Consider the following 22,592-nt stretch of genomic DNA (forward strand, 5'->3'; position numbering starts at 1 on the left):
CTAAACAGATCAGTTTTGGCACCAAATTCACTTTTTGGATATAGCAATTCAAAGTAAAAATTAACTCTTTTATAGCTGACACCTTGTGATTGCACATAAATCAACCTAGACTGCACAACATCAATTATGTGAACTGGTTCGCACTTATGCTCAAGCACGTTTCTGCCGTTTTAGCGCTGATAGTTTCCGCCCAAGCTGGCGCGATTAGCATCGATTTAGGCCCGGCCACCGGCTACAACCTCTTTATTAAAGAGAACTTCAGCCAGCCGGGGGCTGACTCGCAAGGCAAAATCGCGATTGGTGGCAACGCCAATATCGGCCAATACGATGTAGGTGTGAACTATGAGCCGGGCACCAAGCGCGATGGTTTGCAGTTTTGGACTGAGCCGGGCAAATATTCTGATGTACTTGTCGTGGGCGGTAACCTGACCACCACTCAGTGGGCTTGGGGAAATATCAAGGGCAATCTGGTTCTGGGCGGTCAGCTCACCGCTGGGTCTAGCAAAAATGCCGTACTGGGCACCACCACCAAAGCTACCCCGATTGACTTCAATGCTGCCTTTGACCAATTTAATCTACTCTCGCAAGCGCTTGCAGGCCAAAGCAATACCGGTGGGCTGGAGTTTAAATACAATAACTGGCTGATGCTGGATGGCAGCGCCAATAACGATGTTTACTTCACCAGTATCACCGGCCAAATGCTCGCTAACGCAACCGATCTGACCGCACCGGGGCTAGATAAAAACGATACGCTGGTAATTAACGTCAGTGGCAAAAATATTAATTTCGACTCGCTCAATTACGGCAGGCGTGAATCTTTTGCCGCACTGGATATGTCGGCCAGCCATATTTTGTATAACTTTTTTGAAGCAGAGAACATCACCTTTAGTGGCGGAATCAAAGGCAATATCCTCGCGCCCAACGCGAACTTCACCTTTCTGCAAGGCGATTTAAGCGGTCAGGTAATCGCTAAATCCTGGACCGGTGGCTGGGGAGCCCAAGCAAATTTATGGGATGGCTTTTTTGTTCCACCGGTCGATATCCCACCACCCGCTACACCACCGCAAGTCAGCGTGCCCGAGCCCTCCGCCGTACTTTTGCTTTTGGCAGGACTATTCGCGTTGGTGCTAATCCGCCGCAAACGCGCATAAGCTGATTCCATAACAATCTCAAAGCTGCTATCAACACTGCTTGGTAGCGGCTTTTTTTATTATGAGTATTCGCTACACTGTGGATCGTCTATCAACGCTTGCAGTCGCAGGCCACACCGAATAGGGATTCATATGAAAGTCGATAATATTCTACAAACCATTGGCAACACCCCCCACGTTCGCATCAACCATTTATTCCGCAGCGATATCGAAGTCTGGATGAAAGTCGAGCGCTTCAACCCCGGCAGCAGCATCAAAGATCGCATTGCGTTGGCGATGATTGAAGATGCCGAAGCCAAGGGTCTGATCAATCCAGATACCGTGATTATCGAACCCACCTCAGGTAATACCGGTATTGGCCTGGCGCTGGTGTGCGCCGTAAAGGGCTATCGCCTGATTCTCACCATGCCGGAATCCATGTCGGTCGAGCGCCGCAAAAACATGAAAGCACTGGGCGCAGAATTGGTACTCACGCCAAAAGAGCTCGGTATGGGCGGCTGTATCGCCAAGGCCAATGAGCTGCTCGCGGAAAACGCCAACAGCTGGATGCCACAACAATTTAACAATGCAGCTAACGTGGAAGTGCATCGCAATACTACCGCGCGCGAAATTCTCGCCGACTTTCCCGATGGACTGGACTATATGATTACCGGCGTAGGCACCGGCGGGCACATCACCGGCTGCAGCGAAATTCTTAAGCAGGCCTACCCCAACTTTCAAACCTTTGCCGTAGAGCCAGAAAAATCGCCAGTGATCAGCGGCGGCGAAAAAGGTTTACATCGCCTACAAGGAATCGGCGCCGGTTTTATTCCGCAAGTCTTAAACAAAGAAACCCTCGACGGCACTATTCTGGTGAGCGAAGCCGACGCGTTTGAAATGGCTCGTCAATGCGCACTCAAGGAAGGTATTTTTGTTGGTATTTCGTCTGGTGCGACGCTTGCCGCCGTTGCACAAAAACAAGCTGATATGCCCTCCGGCAGCCGCGTTATTATCTTTAGTTACGATACCGGCGAGCGCTACTTGTCGATTGAAGATTTGTTTTAAGTAACCCTGCAGCTATACCAAGTACATACAGAGGCGATAAGCTGCCCTCTGTATGGCTTGCCCGCACAAACACCCGATAAGAATTGCTACAAAGATGGTTTATTGCGCTATGGTTATGGACTAGATCAGGTAAAAAGTGCCAAATTCAGTCGCTACAGCATTCAAAGATTTTCTTTTTGCATCAATGGAATGATCGCTTTTAAAGGTGAAAAAATGCGGGTTTGCAAAAACATACAGCCATATTTCTCCACCCTATGCATGGTGCCGATAATAGGTTTTTCCACCAGCGTATTTTCAGCCAATTATTTTGATCTGAGTCTGGATGAGTTATTACAGGTGCAGATCACCGGCTCGACATTAAAAAACGAATCCTACAAAACCGTTCCCTCACCAGTCACCGTATTTGAACGCAAAGAAATAGATAATTTGGGCGTTGATTACCTCTACGAATTAATCAATCTGGTGCCCGGCTATCAATTCAACCGCAATGCCGATAGCCCTTCGGGTTATACCATGAGTTCACGTGGGCGCCGAATCAGTTCCGAGGCGCGAGAAATCTTGCTGTTAGTGGATGGCCGCGTCTTTTCCGACCCGCGCACCGGTGGCGCAGACGGCTCGCTACCACTGTTTCCCGTAGACCAAATCGAGCGGGTAGAAATTTTGCGCGGCCCAGGTTCCGCACTCTACGGTTCCAACGCATTAAATGGCGTTATTAATGTCATCACCCGCAGTAAAGAAAACAGTGTGGCTCTGCAAGTGGGCTCAGAAAATAGAGTCATGGTTTCCGCAGCAGCTTCAACTACATTTGAATCGGGCGATGCAAATTTACTGGCACGGTTTTATCAAGATTCCGGGCAGCAGTATTCAGTAGAAGATCCGTTCACAGCCACCCAAGTTGCAACGCAAGATCCGCGACAAACTTACGATATAGACGGTGCCTGGCGCTATCACAACACCCAAGTGCGTGTAGCGTTTCACACTGCCGACTCGGAAGACTTTTACGTGGGCGGCACTATCGATAATGACGTCAACGAATATATTCAAACCTTGCGCCAAATCAGTGTGACGCAACAGCTTTCGTTGGCTGAGAATTTAAAGTCCTCGCTATCTATCAGCTATCTGGATATCACTCAGGACACATCGTTTCCCATCGCACCCGAGGGCGCATTTCAAAGTATTAGCTCACCTGCAAGCGATGACAGTTTTATCATTAAGGTGAAATTTGCGGGGTCTACCTATCGTATCAATACGGATCACGACCTGTGGTTAAGTGAATTAGACAGTGTGCAGTTTGGTTTGGACTGGCATAAAAATAATGAAACAGATGCGTATGTAAAAAATAATTTTGATTTATTGCAACTCTACAACCAGCAATTCCCAATCACTTACTATGGTGACTTTACCCAGATCACCCCCGTGGGCACCGAACAGTCACAAGAGGCATTGGGTATTTACACCCAATACCTGCGCAACATTCATAACACCAATTTAACCCTGGGGTTAAGGTTTGATGATTATGAAAATGTAGGCAGCCATATAAGCCCACGGCTCGGCATAGTTCACCAATTCAATACAAACCACACATTCAAATTACTTTATGGTGAAGCCTACAGAGCGCCCTCGCTCAGTGAGCAGGGTTTAATTAACAACCCTGTTCTATTGGGCAATGCCGAATTGAATTACGAGGTAGTTAAATCGATTGATGCTATTTGGTTGCTTACTGGCGACAACAGCAGTTTCTCGGTGGATTTTTTTCAGCATCGCTATAAAAACCCGATTGAAACAGTGACACAAAATGAGCTTAGAACCTATCTCAATACTGCCAGTGAAACTACCAACGGCGCCGAGTTGGAATTGAAATATGGCCTTTCGGAAAATTGGTTATTAAATGCAAACTTCACCCATATTTTTTCCTTGTTAAAAGGTCAGTACCACGAAGCAAGCAATGTTGCATCGGTTACCTTAAATTACAGCGCACCACACTGGAACCTTAATTTTTCCGGCATTTATCATGATTCCAAACAATTTTTAACTCCCACCGGAACCTATACAGACATTAACCCCAATACTAATCTGAACATTAAATATCGCTACCTCATCAGCAAAGATTACGAAATCAATCTGACCGCAAAAAATGTGTTCGGTACAGCGTTTGATACACCGCCACAAGGCTCTTCTTTCTCATTGCCCATACCCAACCGGGAGCGGGAATTGGCGCTGGGCATTCAGTGGCATTATTGATTTGCCAAACACCAAACAAAATTCCCTCCGCCAGAAAAAGCCCAAAAAGGACGCTTAAGCGCTGTTTTGGGGCGCCACAGAAATGTCATCGCAAATATGCTAGAGTCCCGCCATCCCCCTATTTTTAAGGAATTAACCATGAACAATATCCATTTTATCGGTGGCGAAAAAGGCGGTGTGGGCAAATCCATGACCTCGCGTTTGTTAGCACAGTATTTAATCGACGCAGGCAAGCCATTTATTGGCTTGGACTCGGACCAATCCCACGGTACTTTTTCACGCTTTTACAGTGAGTTTGCCCACCCGTTAATCATTGACGATTACGACAGCCTCGATCAATTAGTTATTCTTACGCAAGAAAATCCCGAGAGCGATTTAATTATTGATTTAGCCGCACAAACCTCAACACGTCTCGGCAAATGGATCGACGAAAGCGATGCCCTCGCGCTGTTTCAAGAATTAGGCAGCCAGGTTTACTTATGGCATGTAATGGATGACGGTGCAGATTCGGTCAACTTGTTAAACGGTTTATTAAATCGCTACCCGCAGGATTTTATTACATTTGTGGTAGTGAATAATTTAGGCCGCGGCGAATGTTTTGAGCATTTTGAGCAATCAACCACCTACCAAAAAGCCAAAGAGCGCGATGCTATTTTTATCACTTTGGCAAAACTGCAACCACAATTAGCTGCGCGTATCGACTTCGCCAACACCAGCTTTTGGGCCGCCGCCAACAATACCGACGTGATGAATATTATTGAGCGTTCACGTGTGCGTGTGTGGCTGAAAAATAATTATTTGCAGTTTGATAAGTTGGAACAAGAACCAGCATAAAAAAGGGCGCAATCAATTGCGCCCCTACGGAATAAATATATTGTTGGCATTGTAGGGGCGCGATTGATCGCGCCCTTTTATTAAGTGGTACTCCAACAACAGCTACTCTACCGCAACCACCACCACCGCTTTAGCTGGAATTTCCAGAGCCAGTTTACCGTTGATGGCTTTTGCAGTGTATGGAGCAGGCTTAATAGTCTCGGGGGCAGCAAAGGTATTGTGTGCGTCCATCGCTGATGCCGTTAATACTTGCCCGCTAACACCCGTAATTTTTACCCCGGCTAAATTAATATCCACCGTTTCCGCTTTGTGAGGGTTTGCATTCACCAGCGCCAGATAAATTTTTCCATCTTTGGCGCGTGCAGCGGTCGCACTGATCGCAGGAATTGATGCATCGCCCAGTGTGTATTGCGGAACATTGTTTAGTTCCAGCGGTAGCGATGTGGCATCTTGGAACGGTACATACATTTTAAATACGTGATAAGTCGGCGTCAGAACCATTTTGTCTTTTTCCGTCAAGATCATCGCCTGAAGTACGTTAACCATTTGCGCAATAATACTCATGTGCACGCGGTCGGCGTGTTTGTGGAAAATATTCAAATTCAATGCAGCAACAACCGCATCGCGCAAACTGTTTTGCTGATAGAGGAAGCCCGGATCATCATCGCCAGTTACGTCGTACCATGTGCCCCACTCATCAACATAGAAGCCGACTTTTTTCTCGGGATCATTTTTATCCATTACTTTTTTATTGTTGATAATGAATTGATCCATTTTCAACGTATTAACCATAGTAGACATCCACTCTGCCTCAGGGAATTTCAGCGCCGCGCCTTTTACTGACCAATCACCTTTAGGCAAGGTGTAATAGTGGAAGCTCACCGCATCCATGCGCAAACTCCAATTGGGCTTTACGTTGGCAGTGAGATAATCCGCCCATTCGGTGTCCTCGGTGTGGCCGCCGCTGGCAATTAAAACAGGGGTATTGTCTTTTGGTGTTTTAAGGAAACTGGCGTACTGCTTGTAGAGATGGGTGTAGAACTCGGGAGTCATGTTGCCACCGCAGCCCCAAGCTTCATTACCAATCGCAAAATAATGCACACGGAACGGTTTATCGCGGCCATTTTTGCGGCGCAATTCAGCCAGGGTCGATTTGCTATCCGAGGTCATGTACTCCAACCACTCCGCCATCTCCTGCGGGGTGCCGGTGCCCAAATTGCCGTTTACATAGGCCTCAGCGCCAAGCATTTCCACCAAATCAAAAAATTCGTGGGTTCCTACTGCGTTATCTTCGATCACGCCACCCCAATTGGTATTCACTCGCGCCGGGCGCTTACCGCGCGGACCAATGCCTTCACGCCAATGATATTCATCGGCAAAACAGCCACCCGGCCAACGCACCAGCGGCACTTGCAATTCTTTCAGCGCGCCGACTACATCATTGCGCCAACCTTTGGTATTGGGGATCTTGGACTTGGGGCCAACCCAAATACCTTCGTAAATACCGCGCCCCAAATGCTCGGCAAATTGGCCATAGATATTTTTGTTGATGACGGGACCAGGCTTGGTGGTATCAACACTGATCTGGGTGTCGGCCAAGGCCGTGAAACTAATGCTTAGGCCAAGGGCGGCAATAAGCGGCTTGATGACTCGCATGGATGTCTCCTATTTGTTGTTATGGAGTAGTGATTGATCGGTGAAAATCTAATACTAGCCCATGCTAGATCATATTGTCATACAAGTTAACCTTATTTAACTAGCGAGCTGACAACCTCTGTCAGCTCAGTGATTGAATTAATCAGGACACTGCTGCGCTTTACGCAACACTGTGTTTAAATACAGTATCAACCACCAATCACCAACCTCTATGCGTAAAATTATCCACTGTGATGCAGATTGTTTTTTCGCTGCAGTTGAGATGCGCGACGATCCCAGCCTCGTCAATCGCCCGATTGCAGTGGGCGGCAGTAGCGATCGGCGCGGAGTTATATCAACGTGCAATTACGAGGCACGACGCTACGGCGTCCACTCGGCTATGCCCTCCAGCACAGCAAAACGTCTGTGCCCGGATCTACTGATATTGCCGCATCGCATGGAAGCCTATCGCGAAGCATCGGATAAGATGCGCGCTATTTTTTACGAATACACCGAACTGATCGAGCCGCTCCCATTGGATGAAGCTTTTTTAGATGTGAGCGATGCAAAAATTCATCGCGGTAGCGCAACATTCATTGCACAGGAAATCCGCCAACGCATTAAAGATGAAATCGGTATTACTGTGTCTGCCGGTATCGCACCCAATAAGTTCCTCGCTAAGATCGCTAGCGACTGGCATAAACCCAATGGGCAATTTGTTATTCCGCCCAATCAGGTTTCCGCATTTGTTGCGCAATTGCCCGTAAAAAAAATTTATGGCGTCGGCAAGGCGATGGCGAACAAACTGGCAGAAGCGAATATTTTCACCTGTAGTGATTTGCAAAAATTCTCGATCTTTGAATTATCGCAGCGCTACGGCCAAATGGGTTCACGGCTTTTCAAGCTGAGCCGCGGCATTGATGAACGGGAACTCACAGTAGACCGACGCCGCAAATCCTTGAGCGTGGAAAACACCTTCTCGCAAGATCTACCCAGCCTGGAAAACTGCCTGCACGAGCTGCCGCCACTAAGCCAACAATTAGCGATACGCTTGCGCCGCGTGGATGATGATTACAAAGTAGTAAAACTTTTTGTAAAACTTAAATTTGCAGATTTCAGCATCACTACCATAGAGCGCAGCGCCAGTGCGGTGTTGTTATTAGAATTACAAAGTTTATGTGCAGAAGCTTACCAGCGAAAAAACTTGTCTGTGCGATTGATCGGTGTAGGAGTGAGGTTTATTGATTTGCGGGAGACGAATAGCTATTTTCAGTTAGAGCTATTCGGCGGAGGAAACCAACACCCTATTCCACAATCTCGTTTTCAACCCGCCTCACCTATTTATTTCGCTCCAGATTCTTAGGTTTTATTAATTCCTATACAAAGTTTCGATTATTGTTGCGGCAACCCTGCCTTCTGCTTTCAGTTGACCGCTATTTACATTAGCGAGAAATATAACGTTTATATTATCTTCAGGAATACGCAACATATCTAACTGGAAGCCGTACATTCGGCCAGGGTGCCCGATGGTATGGCGCCCTCCGACATCCTCTATACCTACACCAAAACCATAGCCAACAAAAGGCACAAAACCATTGGTAAATTTATGTGGTGTGATGAGCTGCTGATAAGACTCGCTACTGATAATTTTTCCATTATGTAACGCCTCGCTCCACAGCAACAAATCCTCAACCGTTGAATACAATGCAGCTGCACCTTTGTAGGTAAACATATTTGTATCAATTTCTTGATACGGTTTTTCATCCCTTATGCCATAACCAGTAGCGCCATATTTATATTGAGCATTGTTGCCATAGAGCCCAGAGTTTTTCATTCCCAAGGGAGAAAATAGGTGTTTTTGCATGTATGACTCAAGCGGCATACCAGCGATTTTTTCTACAATAAGCCCCAATACAAAATAGCCGTTATTACAATAATTCCATTTCTCACCCGGTTCAAAATAGGGTTTATTTTTTTGTATATAGGAAAGGTGGGCATTGGCGGGAACTTCTTGATCAACAGGGAAAGGAAAATCTTCGTCTTTTTCCTGCTCCCACATTCCGGATGTGTGATCAAGTAAACTTCTTATGGTAATTTTCTCGGCATTAGGCAAGGCCGGGAAATAATTATTTAACTTATCATCTAGCGATAACCTCCCCTGCTCAACCAATAGCAATATAGATACCGCAGTAAATTGTTTGGTAATAGAGGCCGCCCTAAAAACGGTTTGCGTATCATTGGGAGTATTGCTTTCTATATTGGCGAGACCAACACCACCTTTCGCGACTATTTTTCCATCCTTTGAAATCAAGTAGGCAAACCCAGGCATCTTCTTGCTTGATAAAGTCCCCAGGTATTTCTCCACCTCCGCCGCATGGTATTGATTCTTTATATTTTCACTCGCCACAGAATTATTTTTATGACTAGTACAAGACGCGAGAAATGCCGCAAGGGATGCGATTAAAGCAACAATAACCGGCGAACATTTTTTTACTGTATTTATTTTCATAACCCGATCCTATGGTTGTAATTAGCCCACATATTTGATCACCATCCACTAGTTAACATAATAAAAATAACGTAAACAAACGCTATACAATAATATGAGCTTGAAAATAAAAAAGTAAGGCGGCTTATGGCCGCCTTACTTGATTATTGCTAATACCACCGGAAAACTATTTTCCATTCACATCCAATGTGCGGGCGGGCAACTTCACTTTTACGCTGGTTTGCGATTCAGCAGTAGATTTTGCGAGGATAACCTCGTATTCACCTTTGGCGATTTTCCAGGTTTTGTCTTTGCTCTGATACATCGCCAACAAACGTGGATCAATATTAACGGTCACACTAGTCGATTCGCCCGGTTTTAAATCCACCTTATGAAAAGCACCCAAACGTTTAGGCGCTTCCCACTTCGCACTTTTTGGCGCTACGTAAACCTGTGCTACATCTTTACCTGCAACAGCGCCGGTATTTTTAACGCTGAAGCTCACACTTAATTGGCCATTTTTGACTGCGGTTTTTAAATCACTGTAGGCGAAATCGGTGTACGACAAACCGAAGCCAAATGGAAAGAGCGGCTGATGATTTTTTAATTCGAACCACTTATAACCCACAGCGGCGCCTTCGAAATAATCTACTTCAAACCGCGTTTCAGGTTTTTCGAGACTGCCGTCTACTATGGCGCGAGGCAACTGGCTTTCTGCAGCAGGGAATGTAATCGGTAAATGGCCCGATGGATTGACCTCGCCGGACAATACTCGCGTAATCGCTTCACCGCCATTGGTGCCGGGGTACCATGCCTCCACTACAGCGCCGACATCCTTCAACCATGGCATTAGCACCGCGCCGCCAGTTTGTAACACCACTACCGTTTTTGTATTGGCTTTGGCAACGCTGGCGATAAGCGCATCTTGATTGTCTGGCAATGACAAGTTAGGTACATCGACTGATTCTGCCGTCCACTGATTAGCGAACACAATAACCACATCACTTTCCGCAGCCAATTTTGCCGCTGCTTGTGGGTTGGTACCCTCGTCAAAACTAATACGTGCATTTGGATAGCGCGCTGCAAGGGCTTTCATGGGTGATGAGGGGTAATAGACCATTGGGCCTGGGAATACTTTTGGACCGAGGCCTTTAATTGCCATTCCACCCACTGGATAAACCTGTGATGAGCCGCCGCCTGACAGCACACCCACATTTGCATGTGAACCGATGATGGCAATTTTTTTCAACTCTTTAGCCAGCGGCAATAATGTTGCGCCATTTACTTTTTCATTGCGCAACAACACCATGCCCTCTTCCGCATCTTTTTGCGAAATCAAACCGTGTTTTTTGAAATCGATATTATTGCTTGCTTGCGGCACCGGGTTATCCATCACGCCGTGTTCAAACAGGGCGTGCAATACCCGCCCGGCCATATCATCCAGGCGCGCCTGAGTCACCCACCCATTAGTCACCGCTTCTTTTAACGGCTCTTTAAAATAAGCTGCATGATCAAAGGGCAAGCCCGACTGTTGATCCAAACCATTATTGGCGGCGGGAACTGTACTGTGAGTTGCACCCCAATCCGACATTACCCAACCTTTGAAACCCCAATCTTTTTTCAATACTTCATTTAATAAATATTCACTCTCACAGCCATACACACCATACACACGGTTGTATGAGCACATCACTGAACCCGGGTTGCCAATTTCGTAGGCAAATTGTAACGCGAGCAAATCGGACATACGCCCAGCTGCTTCATCGATAGTAACGTTCAAATGAAAGCGGCCAGATTCCTGATCGTTGTAAGCAAAATGTTTTAATGTAGAAACAATGTTATTTGATTGCACACCTTTAATTTGTGCGCCCACCATGACACCGGCAAGCAGCGGGTCTTCGCCACCGTATTCAAAATTGCGGCCATTGCGCGGCTCGCGCACAAGATTGACGCCACCTGCAAGCAACACATTAAACCCGGAGGTGCGCGCCTCTGAACCAATCATTGCGCCGCCCTCAAAACCCACTTGTGGATTCCAGGTCGCGGCCGTAGTCATGCCCGAAGGCAATGCAGTGCGCTCACGCACATTGGGGCCACCTTGCGATGCAACACCAATTCCGGCGTCCGCCTGCCAAATATGTGGAATTCCCAAGCGTGGAACTCCATAGATAAAACCGGCAGATTGCGGATGGGACTCAACTGGACGAGTGAAATTTTTCCACGGTGCGTCGGTGCCAAAGTACCCCACCAACAGAGATAATTTTTCATCCATCGTCATTTCTTTTAATACTAATTGCGTGCGCTCTGTCGCGCTTAGGCCGGTATTCATCCATGGCTGAGCCTTTGTATTGGCATCCTGTGCATTGCTAAACGGGGCGCCATATAAAGCGCAAGCAACCGCTATAGCACTGAGTTTTTTGGAAAATATCATCGTGGAGCCTCTTGCTGTTGTTTATTTGGAGAGAGTGTTTCTAATTGTTATGTAAATAGCCTAGTGGCAATTTTGTATTGCTGCAGAAAAGATCATCAGCAACGGGCGAGAATACTAACCAGATGGATTGGAGAAGGCGCTAACTTAACGGATATTTACCTTAGTTAAATTAATAAACGGCCTTGAGCCAAAGCCGTTTTTACTATTGAAAAACCATTATTTATTTAATGCTGGTTTCGATGTTATATACACCAGAAATATCGCGATTAAACGCGGTGAAATCGTCACTATAAAACGCGCGAAAATCATCCAATGTGCCATTGCTGATATTTTCTTCACGGTTGGCAGGAACCCAGTAATGCGGGACATTTTTACCCTCGGGGCCGGGAACGCCTTCTGGTGCATTGCGCCAGGTCAGTAAAAAAGCGATGGTGCGCGCATCGGCATCGGCTTTTAACGCAGCAATCAGCTTGCGATACCACTGATTATCGTATTTACCTGCTTCAATATCCGGCGCGCGAATACCAATCTCGGAAATCACCGGAATTTTGCCGCGCTCATCCGCCATACGTGCAACCAACGCAGCATTGGCGACCACATTTTTAAACCAGTTTCCGTTGTTTTCTACTTCGCCGTAAGTATCAAAACCCAACACATCCACATAGGCATCACCAGGATAGCGCTCCAAATAATTTGCCTCTGTTACCTCCCAAAAATTATTGGGCGAATAGGCATATAAAAAATTGTGCACCCCTTTGGTATCGCGCAAATATTCAACAGTGTATTGGTATAACTGCTTGTACTCTTCTGGAGCGGATTGTTTATCGCCCCACCAAAACCAGCTGCCGGTATTTTCATGAAGAATACGGAAAATAACGGGGATTAATGTGCCCTTGTCATCTTTAAGATTATTCGCCCAATCTGCGAGTTGATCCAGGTAAGCATTGTAGACCGCATTAGCTTCACCACCGGGCAAGGCAGCTACTACGGCAGGTGTGGTATCCCACGAAGTGCCAACCGGCCACACACCTTTTTGTTTATCCGTAAGGGGATTATCAAAATGCGAACTCACAGTGATGATGCCACCGCGCGCATAGGCTTTTTTAATTTGTGCGACTACATCGCCCTCTAATTTGGGGGCAACAATAGATAAGGTGTCCCAGCCATATACCGCAGCAAAATCACCTACCGCATTAAACGTATCAGATTGTGTACCATCGGTGCTGGTAATGGTTAAACCCTGTGTCGTTTCATGCTGATGGCCAAACATAATCGACTCTTTGCGCTCTTGCTGCATAAACGCGAAAAGTGAACGGGTTTCAGCGGTGGCCTTTTTATCGACAATATTGATATCGACAACAGCCGTAGTGCGTTCGACGCTGGCGTGACTGGCAACCGGCAAAACGGCGGCGAAAGATGACGTTGATGCACTCTCATTGGATTTATTACAACCAGTCATTGCCACGGTTATTGCAACGATAATCACCGCCAAAATTGAACTGCGTGCAAGTACCGGAATTGATGCCGGGATGAAATTGATGCTCATAGTGACCCTCGGGAAGACGTCTAATTATTTTGGTATCGCACCCGAATTCCCAAATCGAAGGAGAGACGCAGCTCATCAGCCGTTATTTCGCGGGGGAAAAAGCAACCGGAAATATGGGCCTGACAAAAACTCGCGCCTTCCAACTGGGCAGTGCGGAAATCAATACCACGCAAATCGGCACCGCGAAAATAGGCATCACGCAAATCCAAACCACTCGCATCCAACTCACGCAAATCCAAACCGCGAAAATCGCCACCACGCAAAACATCCACTTTTACCTCACCGCCGGCTTTACGCTGATTGAATTCAACCACGCGCTCAGCACGCAATAAATCGTAATAAGGATTGTGATGCACAATAGGTTTAGTCATGGCTGGCTCCATTTGGCTGGCTAGGTGATTTCAACAACATTCACTAAGGGATATGTGTTTTGACTATAGCCCAGCAATGGGGTTTTGCTTAACCGATTTCAGTGCCACCAACATTATACTGTAAACGGTTACATTCGGGTTTAAGAAGTGTAATTAGCGCGTTAAAAGCTTTGTTTGCCCGGTTGGTATTTTGAGTCGCGCAGGTTACACTTGCGTACAAGCTGCAACATAGCGGCACGCCCAATTCACTTGGTTATTGTTGTTTATCAATCTAGCCTTTGGGCAGGCAATCCTCGGTCAAACTTATTCCCACCGGCATAGTGCCTGTTGGAATAACAATCTTCAGCCAGTCTCCCTTTCAGAAGGTTTAGCTACTCATATTGCGAGCTATGCTAAAGACATGCGTTGAGCGTAAAAAATTATCTTGCCATCGCACAGCCTCACGCGGGTTCGCTGTCGCTTCGGCATTATTGAGGAATTGTGAGAATGAGCTTTATCCACGACGACTTTTTGCTCGACACTGAGCAGGCGAAAATACTCTTTCATGAGTATGCCAAGCACATGCCCATCATTGATTACCACTGCCACCTTCCCCCTGAACAAGTAGGTCAGAATAAGCAATTCAAAAACCTTACTGAAGTTTGGCTGGCCGGCGATCACTACAAATGGCGCGCGATGCGCTCCAACGGCGTAAATGAACGTTTCTGTACGGGTGATGCGAGCGATTGGGAAAAATTCGAGCAGTGGTGCGCCACTGTGCCCAACACCTTGCGCAACCCGCTCTACCACTGGACGCATCTGGAACTGCGCAAACCATTTGGTATCACCGACCGCCTGCTCGACAGCAGCAACGCCAAGCGCACGTGGGATGAATGTAACGAGCTGCTTGCAACGCCCGAATTCAGCGCGCGCGGTTTGATGACCCAGGCCAATGTGAAAATGGTGTGCACCACCGATGATCCAATTCACGATCTCGCCCACCATAAAACCGTTGCAGCAGATAAATCCTTTAAATCGGCGATGCTGCCCACCTGGCGCCCCGACCGCGCCATGATGGTAGAAAACACTGAGTCTTATAATAAGTATCTCGATCGTTTGGCAATTGCGGCCGATGTGAATATCAATTCTTTTGATGATTTGATGAAAGCGCTGAATATTCGCCACGACTATTTCCACGCAAATGGCTGCCGCTTGTCGGACCACGGCTTGGAAACTGTCTATGCAGCCGATTACACGCAAGAAGAAATCAAAACTATTTTCCTGAAAATTCGCGGTCATAAAGATCTGGATGCAGTGGAAATTGAAAAATTCCAATCGGCGATGATGGTTGAGTTTGCCCTGCAAGATCACGCCAAAGGCTGGGTGCAGCAATTCCACATAGGTGCGATTCGCAACAATAACCCACGCCTGTTCCGCACTCTGGGGCCAGATACAGGTTTTGATTCGATTGGGGACCACAACTACGCCAAACCGCTGGCCAAGTTTTTAGGCCGTTTGGACGATCAGAACAAACTCGCCAAAACCATTATTTACAATTTGAACCCGCGCGATAACGAAATGATCGGCACCATGATCGGTAACTTCCAGGACGGTTCAGCCGCAGGCAAAATCCAATTCGGCAGCGGCTGGTGGTTCCTCGATCAAATGGAAGGCATGACTCGCCAGATTGAAGCACTGAGCCAGCTGGGCTTGCTGAGCCGCTTTGTAGGCATGCTCACTGACAGCCGCAGCTTCCTCAGCTATTCACGCCATGAATATTTCCGCCGTATATTGTGTGGAATTTTAGGGCGCGATATGGCCAAAGGTTTAGTTCCTAACGACCCTAAAATGGTCGGCAAGATGATTCAGGATATTAGCTTCAACAATGCGAAAAACTATTTCCCGTTTGTAGTACCCGAATAACAGCCCGAGTAAGTTAAAATAAGCCCGGTTCGCCGGGCTTTTTTGTGCCCCCTTATATTTCGCGCCTCTTTTTGGACACCCACTTTGCTACAAAACGCTCTCGCTACGTTTCAGTTTGCTTTTAATATCACTGCACCTATTTTTGTGATGCTCTTTCTCGGTATCTGGCTGAAAAAGCGCAACATGATTAGTGACGACTTTATTAAAACCGCATCGCAACTGGTGTACAACATTGGTTTGCCAGTGATGTTATTTATCACCAGCGCCACTACCGACACCTCCCATATCAGCGATTGGAATTTATTGATTGCCTTCGGCCTTATGACTGGCTTGGTTTTTATTGGCAGCTTGATGACAGCGCATTGGCACTGCAAAGATCCGCGCGATGAAGGCGTATTGGTGCAAGGCGCCTTTCGTGGCAATTTGGTTATTCTGGGGTTGGCATTTTGTGCCAATGCCTACGGCGAAAAAGGTTTGGCGCTGGCCTCGCTACCCGTTGCTATGACGGTAGTGTTGTACAACGTATTATCGGTTTACGTGTTGAATCGCAGTTTGCACCATGCCAATAACTCACTTGTGCCGACACTGCTGGGCATTGTGAAAAACCCTTTAATTCTCGCTATATTTTCTGGCTTCGCGGTAAATGGAATTGGCCTGCAACTGCCCAATGTGATTATGGATAGCGGAAAATATTTGAGCCAAATGGTGCTGCCGCTGGCGCTGATTTGTATCGGTGGCTCGCTGAGCTTATCCCGACTGGCACGCATAGACGCTACGACCTTAAGCGCATGCCTATGGAAATTAATTCTTTCGCCGATTATCGCCTGTGCTATCGCGATTAGCTTGGGGCTCAATGGCGATGCCTTGGCCGTGTTATTTTTATTGGCTGCATCGCCCACAGCAACCATCAGTTTTGTGATGGTGCAAGCCATGAAAGGCAATAGTGAATTGGCGGCCAATATAGTGGCTCAAACCACCCTTTGGTCGCTTATCACCGTGACCTTGGGTTTATGGGTGCTGCAAATACTGAAGGTGGTTTAACCAAACCAAACTTCTGGCAAACCGGTAGCAGTGGTTTTAAAAATAAACAGATTGCCCGCGTCTGGTTGCTGGGCAAGCGCGTCATGGCTCAACCCCACACGCGCGCTAGTGACCGCCAATAAATTAAAATCATTGCCGCCAAATGCCACGCAGGTTGGTTGCGATACCGGCATATCCCACACCAAATCTTTAGTGCCGTCGGGCGCATAGCGCACTACTCGGCTACCGCCCCACTGGGCATTCCACACATAGCCTTGCGCATCGACACATGCACCATCGGGCTCCACGCCAATTTCTGTGTGCGCAAAAATTTCCGGATTGGATAACTCGCCCGTGTGCGCGTCAAAATCATAAACGCGAATGCTGTGGGTTGGCGAATCAGCGTGATACAACTTGCGCGAATCTGGGCTCCAGCAGAGTGAATTGGAAATCATCAAGCCACTAAAATGTTTGCTCAGCGTAAGCTTGTGATCCAAACAATAGAGCGCAGCGCTTTGCTCCGGTGAGTTTTTTTGCTCGACAACTGTGCCCATCCAAAAACGCCCCTGCCGATCACAGCGGCCATCGTTGGCGCGATTGCCAATTACATCAACTTCCGGTTTTGCAATCCACTCAACTGCGCCGGTGGTGATATCAAACCAGGCAAAACCTGATTCAAATGCCGCGAGCATCCGCGCATCATTTTTTGCAAAGGCAAAACAACCGAGGCGCTCGGGCAAATCCCAGTGACTTAATTGTTTATCGCTGATGCAATAACGATAGAGTTTTGCAGCATGAATATCGGTCCACCAAAAACAGCCATCCTGATGATTCCACTGCACGCCTTCGCCGAGCAAATTGGCACAGGGAACTATATCGATAAGAGTCAGTGCATTCATGGGATTTACTTTTTGTTATTGAACAACATAAAACGGATTGTAACAGTGAAAAAAAATGCCTCTAAACAGAAGCATTTTTAAATCAGCGTCAGAGACTGCGCAGCTTACCACCAGGTGGCGTAGATGGCGACGAGGATCAGAATTACACCCACTGATGCAATATTAAACCCTGAGGTAGTTTTAAAGCTCACATCATCCAAATGAATAGCGTTGGCTTGCTCTTTCGCACCGCCCAGCAAGGTTACTACCGCGGCTAAGACACAGCACAGTATAAACACCACGCCCACGCGATCCATAAAGGGGAATTCAGGCAAAAACTTGTAGAACATTGCCGAAAACAAAACTGATGCAATTGCAGCCGCCAACGCGGAGTTGGCCGAGGCTTTTTTCCAGAAGAAACCAAACAGGAAAATCACCACAATGCCGGGGGTAAAGAAGCCGGTGAATTCCTGAATAAACTGGAAAGCTTGCTGTGACTGACCGACCAGAGGTTTGGCCAATAATATTGCAATCACCATCGCAATTAAGGCAGTTGAGCGACCAACAAATACTAACTTGTGCTCAGTTGCATTTGGGTTAATCAATTTTTTATAAACATCCATCGTAAAAATGGTGGAAATGCTATTGCTCATAGAACTGAGTGACGATGCAATTGCGGCAACTAAGGCGGCAAAGGCAATGCCGAGCAAACCGTGCGGCAATAATTTCATCATTTCTGGATAGGCTTGGTCTGGCTTGCTTAAGTCTGGCACCAGTACCACCGCGCAAATACCTGGCAGCACTACAATGATAGGAACAAATAATTTTACGTAAGCCGCAAACGCCATGCCTTTTTGCGCCTCTTGCAAACTTTTTGCTGCGAGCGCGCGCTGAATAATATATTGGTTAAAACCCCAGTAGCTGATATTCATAATCCACAAACCACCAATCAAGACGGATATGCCCGGCAGACTAATGTAGTTAGGATTATCTTGCGCCAAAATCATATCGAATTTTTCTGGCGCTTTTTCCATAAGCGTTGCAAAACCAGAGATCACCCCGGTATCGCCAGAGATTTGGTTGAGCGCGAGATAACTCACAAACAGACCACCCAAGACCAATAAAATAACCTGAATGATGTCGGTCATAGCTACAGCTTTCAAACCGCCATAAACCGAGTAAGCCATAGAGAACATCACCAAAAAGATCATGCCGTACAACATGTCGATACCCAAAAATTGGGAGATCGCCAACGAACCCAAATACAAGACCGAGGTGAGGTTTACGAAGGTGTAAAGTGCGAGCCAAAAAATCGCCATGATGGTGCGCACGCGCCCGTCGTAACGATTCTCTAAAAATTGCGGCATGGTGTAGATGCCTTTGGCGAGAAAAATTGGCAGAAAATATTTGGCGATTACAATCAAGGTGATGGCAGCCATCAGCTCATAGGCGGCGATACCCATGCCAATCACATAACCAGAGCCTGACATACCAATAATCTGTTCAGCGGAAATATTGGCGGCAATTAATGAAGCGCCTATCGCCCACCAAGGTAGAGATTTACTGGCGAGAAAATAATCGTTGGCATTTTTTTCGTGACCTTTTTCGTCGCGCGACACCCAGTAAGCAACAAATAGCAAAATCAGGGTGTATGCAACCAATACCCCCATATCGAGTCCGTTTAAAATCATGATTGACCTCTATGTAGTAGTGCGTATGGTGAACGCACTTTGTTATTAAATTCTTCCACCATCGACAATGAATTCTTGGGAGGTAATCATGGCTGAATCATCTGCGGCCAAAAATAACGCCAGATTGGCGACATCGTGTGCGCCCAAACGTTTTTTGAGGCATACGCGCTTCATCAATTCTTTTTCTTCATCCTCACTCAACCATTTTTCCAATTGTTTGGGTGTGGCCACCCAACCGGGAAGAATAGAGTTCACGCGAATATTATCCGGGCCATAATCCGTCGCCAACGCTTTGGAAATACCCAAAATACCGGCTTTGGCGGTGATATAACTAGCCAGCCGCGGTGGACCAAATTGCACATTGATCGAACTGATATTAATGATCGATCCACCACCTTGCGCGGCCATCATCGGCTGCACGGCTTGTGCAGCAAAAAACACCGGATGTAAGTTAACCGCCAAACCGCGGTGCCAGTCCGCCTCGGTAACGCTTTGGGTATCAAAGCGCTGGTCGTTAGCGGCATTATTGATCAGCACCTGAATATCGCCTTGGGCTTGTTGCGCTTCCACAATACTGCGCTGCAATGCACTTATATCGCTCACATCACACACTTTGAACCAAGGCCGGACATAACCTTTTGCCATTAACTCTTCGCATAACGCCTGAGCGCCCGGCTCATCTATATCGACAAAGGCTACCTTGGCGCCCTGTGCGGCAAAGGCCTCCACCAAGGCAGCACCTATACCGGTAGCGCCGCCGGTGATAAACACACTGCGATCCTGCAAGCTCGGGTAGCGGGTATACCCGGAATGGGCTGAGTAGCTATACATGTTGAGTTCTCTCTGGGTTTATACGCCATTCGTTATACACATAGGCACCTTTAAGCATAGGCAGCAGTTTGAGACCTGCACTTGCTATTTAGGTTTAACCAGAGACACATTGATCAACTGCATCACTTCTTGCAGCAATGTTTTTACTGCTTTACTCGCTTCCTCTTGATCGCCCGCACAGATCGCATCATAAATTCGCTTGTGATCGTCATAATCTGCAGTGAGCACGCCTTTTAGCTGATTGGTGCTGGCGATACTGACGCGCAGCGCCACCTGAATAAACTCGCGCAGCTGAAAGAAGAACCGGTTGTTGCTCGCCGCCAAGATCGCGCAGTGAAACTCTATGTCAGCGGAGAGAGGATCATCCAACCCTTCATCTGCGCGTTTCATCCGCGCCAAGGCATCGCCAATCAGCTTGATTTTGGCTTTATCTTGATTGTTTTCTGCCGCCAGTACCGCGGCTTCTGGCTCTATCGCCATACGCAATTGAGTGAACTCACGCAACAGCTCCAACGAAGGGCGGGCATTGAGTGTCCAACTGAGCACATCGGCGTCAAACATATTCCAATGGGTACTGGGCATCACCCGGATACCCTGCCGCGGGCGCGAGGCAATCAGCCCTTTTGCCGTTAGCATCTTTACCGCTTCGCGGGTCACGCTGCGGCTGATATTAAATTGTTGTGATAACTCCGCCTCGGTAGGGAAGGATTTATCAATCGCATATTGACCCTGAACAATTGCCGCACCCAATTGATGGGTTAACTGGTGAGTAAGGTTACGCCCTGTATCCAGCATAGTTATTTAGCCTATTTATATTATATATTTATGAGGTATCCGACAAGACTTAATTTGTCGTCGCTGTCATCTGCTCAAGCCGTGGGAGGATAACGGATACCACTGGTGTTTGACCTGAAAACGAAAAAACCCGCGCCTGCTAACAGGCGCGGGTTATTTAACAAGAGGATGTCGCTTTAGTCACGCAAAAAATACGCAACCGGGAAAATCGCCGGCCTATTCTTTGTTATTGACGTTTTCAGCGATCTCTTCGAGATTGGAGTGGCGAACATCTTCACCGTTGACCAGATAAATCACGTATTGCGCCAAATTGCGCGCATGGTCGCCAATGCGCTCTAGCGCACGCAACGACCACATAATATTGAGCACCCGCGTAATACTGCGCGGATCTTCAATCATAAAGGTCACTAGCTCGCGCATCGCTGTGCTGTATTCCATATCAACTTGTTTATCGGTCTGCACTACGGTCAAGGCTAAATCCATATCGAGACGCGCAAAAGCGTCGAGAGCATCTTGTAACATGCGCGTGACATTGCCGCCGATGTGACGCACTTCTATATAACCGCGCGGCGCCAGACCATCTTTATTCATCGCAATCGCCTGACGGGCAATTTTTGTTGCCTCATCGCCAATACGCTCCAAATCTGTAATGGCTTTGGTGACAGCAATCACCAAACGTAAATCGCTGGCGGCTGGCTGCCGACGCGCAAGAATGCGAATACACTCTTCATCGATTGCCATTTCCATTGAATTTACTTTTAAATCTGCGCGCACGACTTGTTCTGCACGCTCCACATCGGCATCGATCAAGGCTTGAATGGCATCATTAACCTGGCGCTGCGCCATGCCGCCCATTTCGGATAAGTGCGTGCGGATCGCCTCAAGCTCAATATTATATTGCTGCGAAATGTGGTGAGTGTGACTTGTAATATCCATAACCATGGTGCGCCTCCGCATTAACCGTAACGGCCGGTGATGTAATCTTCAGTTTGTTTTTTGCTGGGATTAGTAAAGAGCGTGTCAGTTAAACCGTGCTCGATCAAATCCCCCATATACATAAACGCGGTGTAATCCGAAACGCGGGCGGCCTGTTGCATACTGTGCGTTACGATCACAATGGTGTACTGGTGCTTCAGCTCGTTGATGAGCTCTTCAATTTTTAAGGTAGAAATTGGATCAAGTGCTGATGCAGGCTCATCCAACAAAATCACCTCTGGTTCAATCGCAATTGCACGCGCTATCACCAAACGCTGTTGCTGCCCGCCCGATAAACCAAACGCATTTTCGTGCAGACGATCTTTTACTTCATCCCAGAGCGCGGCACCTTTTAATGATCTTTCTACTACTTCATCCAATACACGTTTGGATTTAACACCTTGTAAGCGTAGACCATAAGCTACGTTTTCATAAATCGATTTTGGAAATGGATTGGGTTTTTGGAACACCATCCCAACCTGGCGACGCAATTCTGCTACATCGACACTTTTGTCGTAGATATTTTGGCCATCAAGTAAAATTTTTCCTTCTACACGGCACAAATCGACCAGGTCATTCATCCGGTTGAAGCAGCGCAGCAGCGTTGATTTACCGCAGCCAGATGGGCCGATAAAGGCGGTTACTTTTTTCTCTGGTATTTTCAAGCTCACATTATTTAATGCGCGCTTTTGATCGTAGTACAAATTGAGATTATCTACTTCAAGCTTGATCGGTTCCACCAATGCTGTCGGACTCATA

Annotated in this window: 18 protein-coding genes; 7 read left to right on the plus strand and 11 right to left on the minus strand. The window is 47.2% G+C overall.

Annotated features, from left to right (window positions below; genetic code table 11):
• Nucleotides 1-146 precede the first annotated feature (146 nt).
• The 4 genes from AWU77_RS17895 to AWU77_RS17910 all read left to right on the plus strand — a co-directional run bounded on the left by AWU77_RS17895 (nt 147) and on the right by AWU77_RS17910 (nt 5,270).
• Nucleotides 147-1,151, plus strand: a complete 1,005-nt coding sequence (locus tag AWU77_RS17895) for a choice-of-anchor A family protein (RefSeq protein ID WP_062066598.1) — start codon at nt 147-149, stop codon at nt 1,149-1,151.
• Between the two features lie 132 nt (nt 1,152-1,283).
• Complete coding sequence (cysK, locus tag AWU77_RS17900; protein WP_062066601.1) at nt 1,284-2,195, plus strand: cysteine synthase A; 912 nt, start codon at nt 1,284-1,286, stop codon at nt 2,193-2,195.
• 213 nt (nt 2,196-2,408) lie between these two features.
• The gene (locus AWU77_RS17905) at nt 2,409-4,436 is read left to right on the plus strand and encodes a TonB-dependent siderophore receptor (protein WP_193747558.1); all 2,028 of its coding nucleotides are present in this window, start codon (nt 2,409-2,411) and stop codon (nt 4,434-4,436) included.
• 138 nt (nt 4,437-4,574) lie between these two features.
• A complete protein-coding gene (locus tag AWU77_RS17910; RefSeq protein ID WP_062066607.1) occupies nt 4,575-5,270 on the plus strand; it encodes a mobilization protein in 696 nt (231 codons plus the stop codon).
• Nucleotides 5,271-5,372: 102 nt separating this feature from the next.
• Here the strand turns inward: AWU77_RS17910 and AWU77_RS17915 are convergent, their stop codons facing one another.
• Nucleotides 5,373-6,926, minus strand: coding sequence for an alpha-N-arabinofuranosidase (locus AWU77_RS17915; protein WP_062066610.1), 1,554 nt, complete (start codon nt 6,924-6,926; stop codon nt 5,373-5,375).
• A 211-nt stretch (nt 6,927-7,137) separates the two neighbouring features.
• Between AWU77_RS17915 and dinB the strand changes: the two genes are divergently transcribed.
• Nucleotides 7,138-8,268 (plus strand): DNA polymerase IV, encoded by a 1,131-nt coding sequence (gene dinB, locus AWU77_RS17920; protein ID WP_062066944.1) that lies wholly within the window; start codon nt 7,138-7,140, stop codon nt 8,266-8,268.
• Between the two features lie 6 nt (nt 8,269-8,274).
• Here the strand turns inward: dinB and AWU77_RS17925 are convergent, their stop codons facing one another.
• From AWU77_RS17925 to AWU77_RS17940, 4 genes are all read right to left on the minus strand, one after another.
• Nucleotides 8,275-9,414: a serine hydrolase gene (locus tag AWU77_RS17925; RefSeq protein WP_062066613.1), complete on the minus strand. Its 1,140-nt coding sequence runs from the start codon at nt 9,412-9,414 to the stop codon at nt 8,275-8,277.
• Between the two features lie 166 nt (nt 9,415-9,580).
• Complete coding sequence (locus AWU77_RS17930; protein ID WP_062066617.1) at nt 9,581-11,824, minus strand: glycoside hydrolase family 3 C-terminal domain-containing protein; 2,244 nt, start codon at nt 11,822-11,824, stop codon at nt 9,581-9,583.
• 220 nt (nt 11,825-12,044) lie between these two features.
• Nucleotides 12,045-13,370, minus strand: a complete 1,326-nt coding sequence (locus AWU77_RS17935) for a glycosyl hydrolase (protein WP_062066620.1) — start codon at nt 13,368-13,370, stop codon at nt 12,045-12,047.
• A gap of 20 nt (nt 13,371-13,390) precedes the next feature.
• Nucleotides 13,391-13,741, minus strand: coding sequence for a pentapeptide repeat-containing protein (locus tag AWU77_RS17940; protein WP_062066623.1), 351 nt, complete (start codon nt 13,739-13,741; stop codon nt 13,391-13,393).
• Between the two features lie 486 nt (nt 13,742-14,227).
• Here AWU77_RS17940 and uxaC point away from each other — a divergent pair, with 486 nt between their 5' ends.
• Nucleotides 14,228-15,643, plus strand: coding sequence for a glucuronate isomerase (uxaC, locus tag AWU77_RS17945; protein ID WP_062066626.1), 1,416 nt, complete (start codon nt 14,228-14,230; stop codon nt 15,641-15,643).
• Nucleotides 15,644-15,727: 84 nt separating this feature from the next.
• Nucleotides 15,728-16,684: an AEC family transporter gene (locus AWU77_RS17950; RefSeq protein ID WP_062066629.1), complete on the plus strand. Its 957-nt coding sequence runs from the start codon at nt 15,728-15,730 to the stop codon at nt 16,682-16,684.
• Here the strand turns inward: AWU77_RS17950 and AWU77_RS17955 are convergent.
• The 6 genes from AWU77_RS17955 to pstB form a co-directional block, all read right to left on the minus strand.
• Nucleotides 16,681-17,562: an SMP-30/gluconolactonase/LRE family protein gene (locus AWU77_RS17955; RefSeq protein WP_062066632.1), complete on the minus strand. Its 882-nt coding sequence runs from the start codon at nt 17,560-17,562 to the stop codon at nt 16,681-16,683. The two genes, AWU77_RS17950 and AWU77_RS17955, sit on opposite strands and share 4 nt — an antisense overlap.
• Nucleotides 17,563-17,666: 104 nt before the next feature.
• Nucleotides 17,667-19,232, minus strand: coding sequence for a sodium/sugar symporter (locus tag AWU77_RS17960; RefSeq protein ID WP_062066635.1), 1,566 nt, complete (start codon nt 19,230-19,232; stop codon nt 17,667-17,669).
• 45 nt (nt 19,233-19,277) lie between these two features.
• Complete coding sequence (locus AWU77_RS17965; protein ID WP_062066639.1) at nt 19,278-20,063, minus strand: SDR family NAD(P)-dependent oxidoreductase; 786 nt, start codon at nt 20,061-20,063, stop codon at nt 19,278-19,280.
• 84 nt (nt 20,064-20,147) lie between these two features.
• Nucleotides 20,148-20,858: a FadR/GntR family transcriptional regulator gene (locus tag AWU77_RS17970; protein WP_062066642.1), complete on the minus strand. Its 711-nt coding sequence runs from the start codon at nt 20,856-20,858 to the stop codon at nt 20,148-20,150.
• A 216-nt stretch (nt 20,859-21,074) separates the two neighbouring features.
• Nucleotides 21,075-21,794, minus strand: coding sequence for a phosphate signaling complex protein PhoU (gene phoU, locus AWU77_RS17975; RefSeq protein ID WP_152625398.1), 720 nt, complete (start codon nt 21,792-21,794; stop codon nt 21,075-21,077).
• 20 nt (nt 21,795-21,814) lie between these two features.
• Nucleotides 21,815-22,591 carry a phosphate ABC transporter ATP-binding protein PstB gene (gene pstB, locus AWU77_RS17980; protein ID WP_062066648.1) on the minus strand — a complete coding sequence of 259 codons (777 nt, stop codon included), beginning with the start codon at nt 22,589-22,591 and terminating at the stop codon, nt 21,815-21,817.
• Between the last annotated feature and the right edge of the window lies 1 nt (nt 22,592).

Origin of the sequence: Cellvibrio sp. OA-2007 (genome assembly GCF_000953825.1) — a bacterium.
Lineage (GTDB): Bacteria > Pseudomonadota > Gammaproteobacteria > Pseudomonadales > Cellvibrionaceae > Cellvibrio.

What these genes read in the sequence shown, in the direction of transcription:
- AWU77_RS17895 (WP_062066598.1), top strand. Translation starts at nt 147, where the DNA reads ATGCTCAAGCACGTTTCTGCCGTTTTAGCGCTGATAGTTTCCGCCCAA.
- cysK (WP_062066601.1), top strand. Translation starts at nt 1,284, where the DNA reads ATGAAAGTCGATAATATTCTACAAACCATTGGCAACACCCCCCACGTT.
- AWU77_RS17905 (WP_193747558.1), top strand. Translation starts at nt 2,409, where the DNA reads ATGCGGGTTTGCAAAAACATACAGCCATATTTCTCCACCCTATGCATG.
- AWU77_RS17910 (WP_062066607.1), top strand. Translation starts at nt 4,575, where the DNA reads ATGAACAATATCCATTTTATCGGTGGCGAAAAAGGCGGTGTGGGCAAA.
- AWU77_RS17915 (WP_062066610.1), bottom strand. Translation starts at nt 6,926, where the DNA reads ATGCGAGTCATCAAGCCGCTTATTGCCGCCCTTGGCCTAAGCATTAGT.
- dinB (WP_062066944.1), top strand. Translation starts at nt 7,138, where the DNA reads ATGCGTAAAATTATCCACTGTGATGCAGATTGTTTTTTCGCTGCAGTT.
- AWU77_RS17925 (WP_062066613.1), bottom strand. Translation starts at nt 9,414, where the DNA reads ATGAAAATAAATACAGTAAAAAAATGTTCGCCGGTTATTGTTGCTTTA.
- AWU77_RS17930 (WP_062066617.1), bottom strand. Translation starts at nt 11,824, where the DNA reads ATGATATTTTCCAAAAAACTCAGTGCTATAGCGGTTGCTTGCGCTTTA.
- AWU77_RS17935 (WP_062066620.1), bottom strand. Translation starts at nt 13,370, where the DNA reads ATGAGCATCAATTTCATCCCGGCATCAATTCCGGTACTTGCACGCAGT.
- AWU77_RS17940 (WP_062066623.1), bottom strand. Translation starts at nt 13,741, where the DNA reads ATGACTAAACCTATTGTGCATCACAATCCTTATTACGATTTATTGCGT.
- uxaC (WP_062066626.1), top strand. Translation starts at nt 14,228, where the DNA reads ATGAGCTTTATCCACGACGACTTTTTGCTCGACACTGAGCAGGCGAAA.
- AWU77_RS17955 (WP_062066632.1), bottom strand. Translation starts at nt 17,562, where the DNA reads ATGAATGCACTGACTCTTATCGATATAGTTCCCTGTGCCAATTTGCTC.
- AWU77_RS17960 (WP_062066635.1), bottom strand. Translation starts at nt 19,232, where the DNA reads ATGATTTTAAACGGACTCGATATGGGGGTATTGGTTGCATACACCCTG.
- AWU77_RS17965 (WP_062066639.1), bottom strand. Translation starts at nt 20,063, where the DNA reads ATGTATAGCTACTCAGCCCATTCCGGGTATACCCGCTACCCGAGCTTG.
- AWU77_RS17970 (WP_062066642.1), bottom strand. Translation starts at nt 20,858, where the DNA reads ATGCTGGATACAGGGCGTAACCTTACTCACCAGTTAACCCATCAATTG.
- phoU (WP_152625398.1), bottom strand. Translation starts at nt 21,794, where the DNA reads ATGGATATTACAAGTCACACTCACCACATTTCGCAGCAATATAATATT.
- pstB (WP_062066648.1), bottom strand. Translation starts at nt 22,591, where the DNA reads ATGAGTCCGACAGCATTGGTGGAACCGATCAAGCTTGAAGTAGATAAT.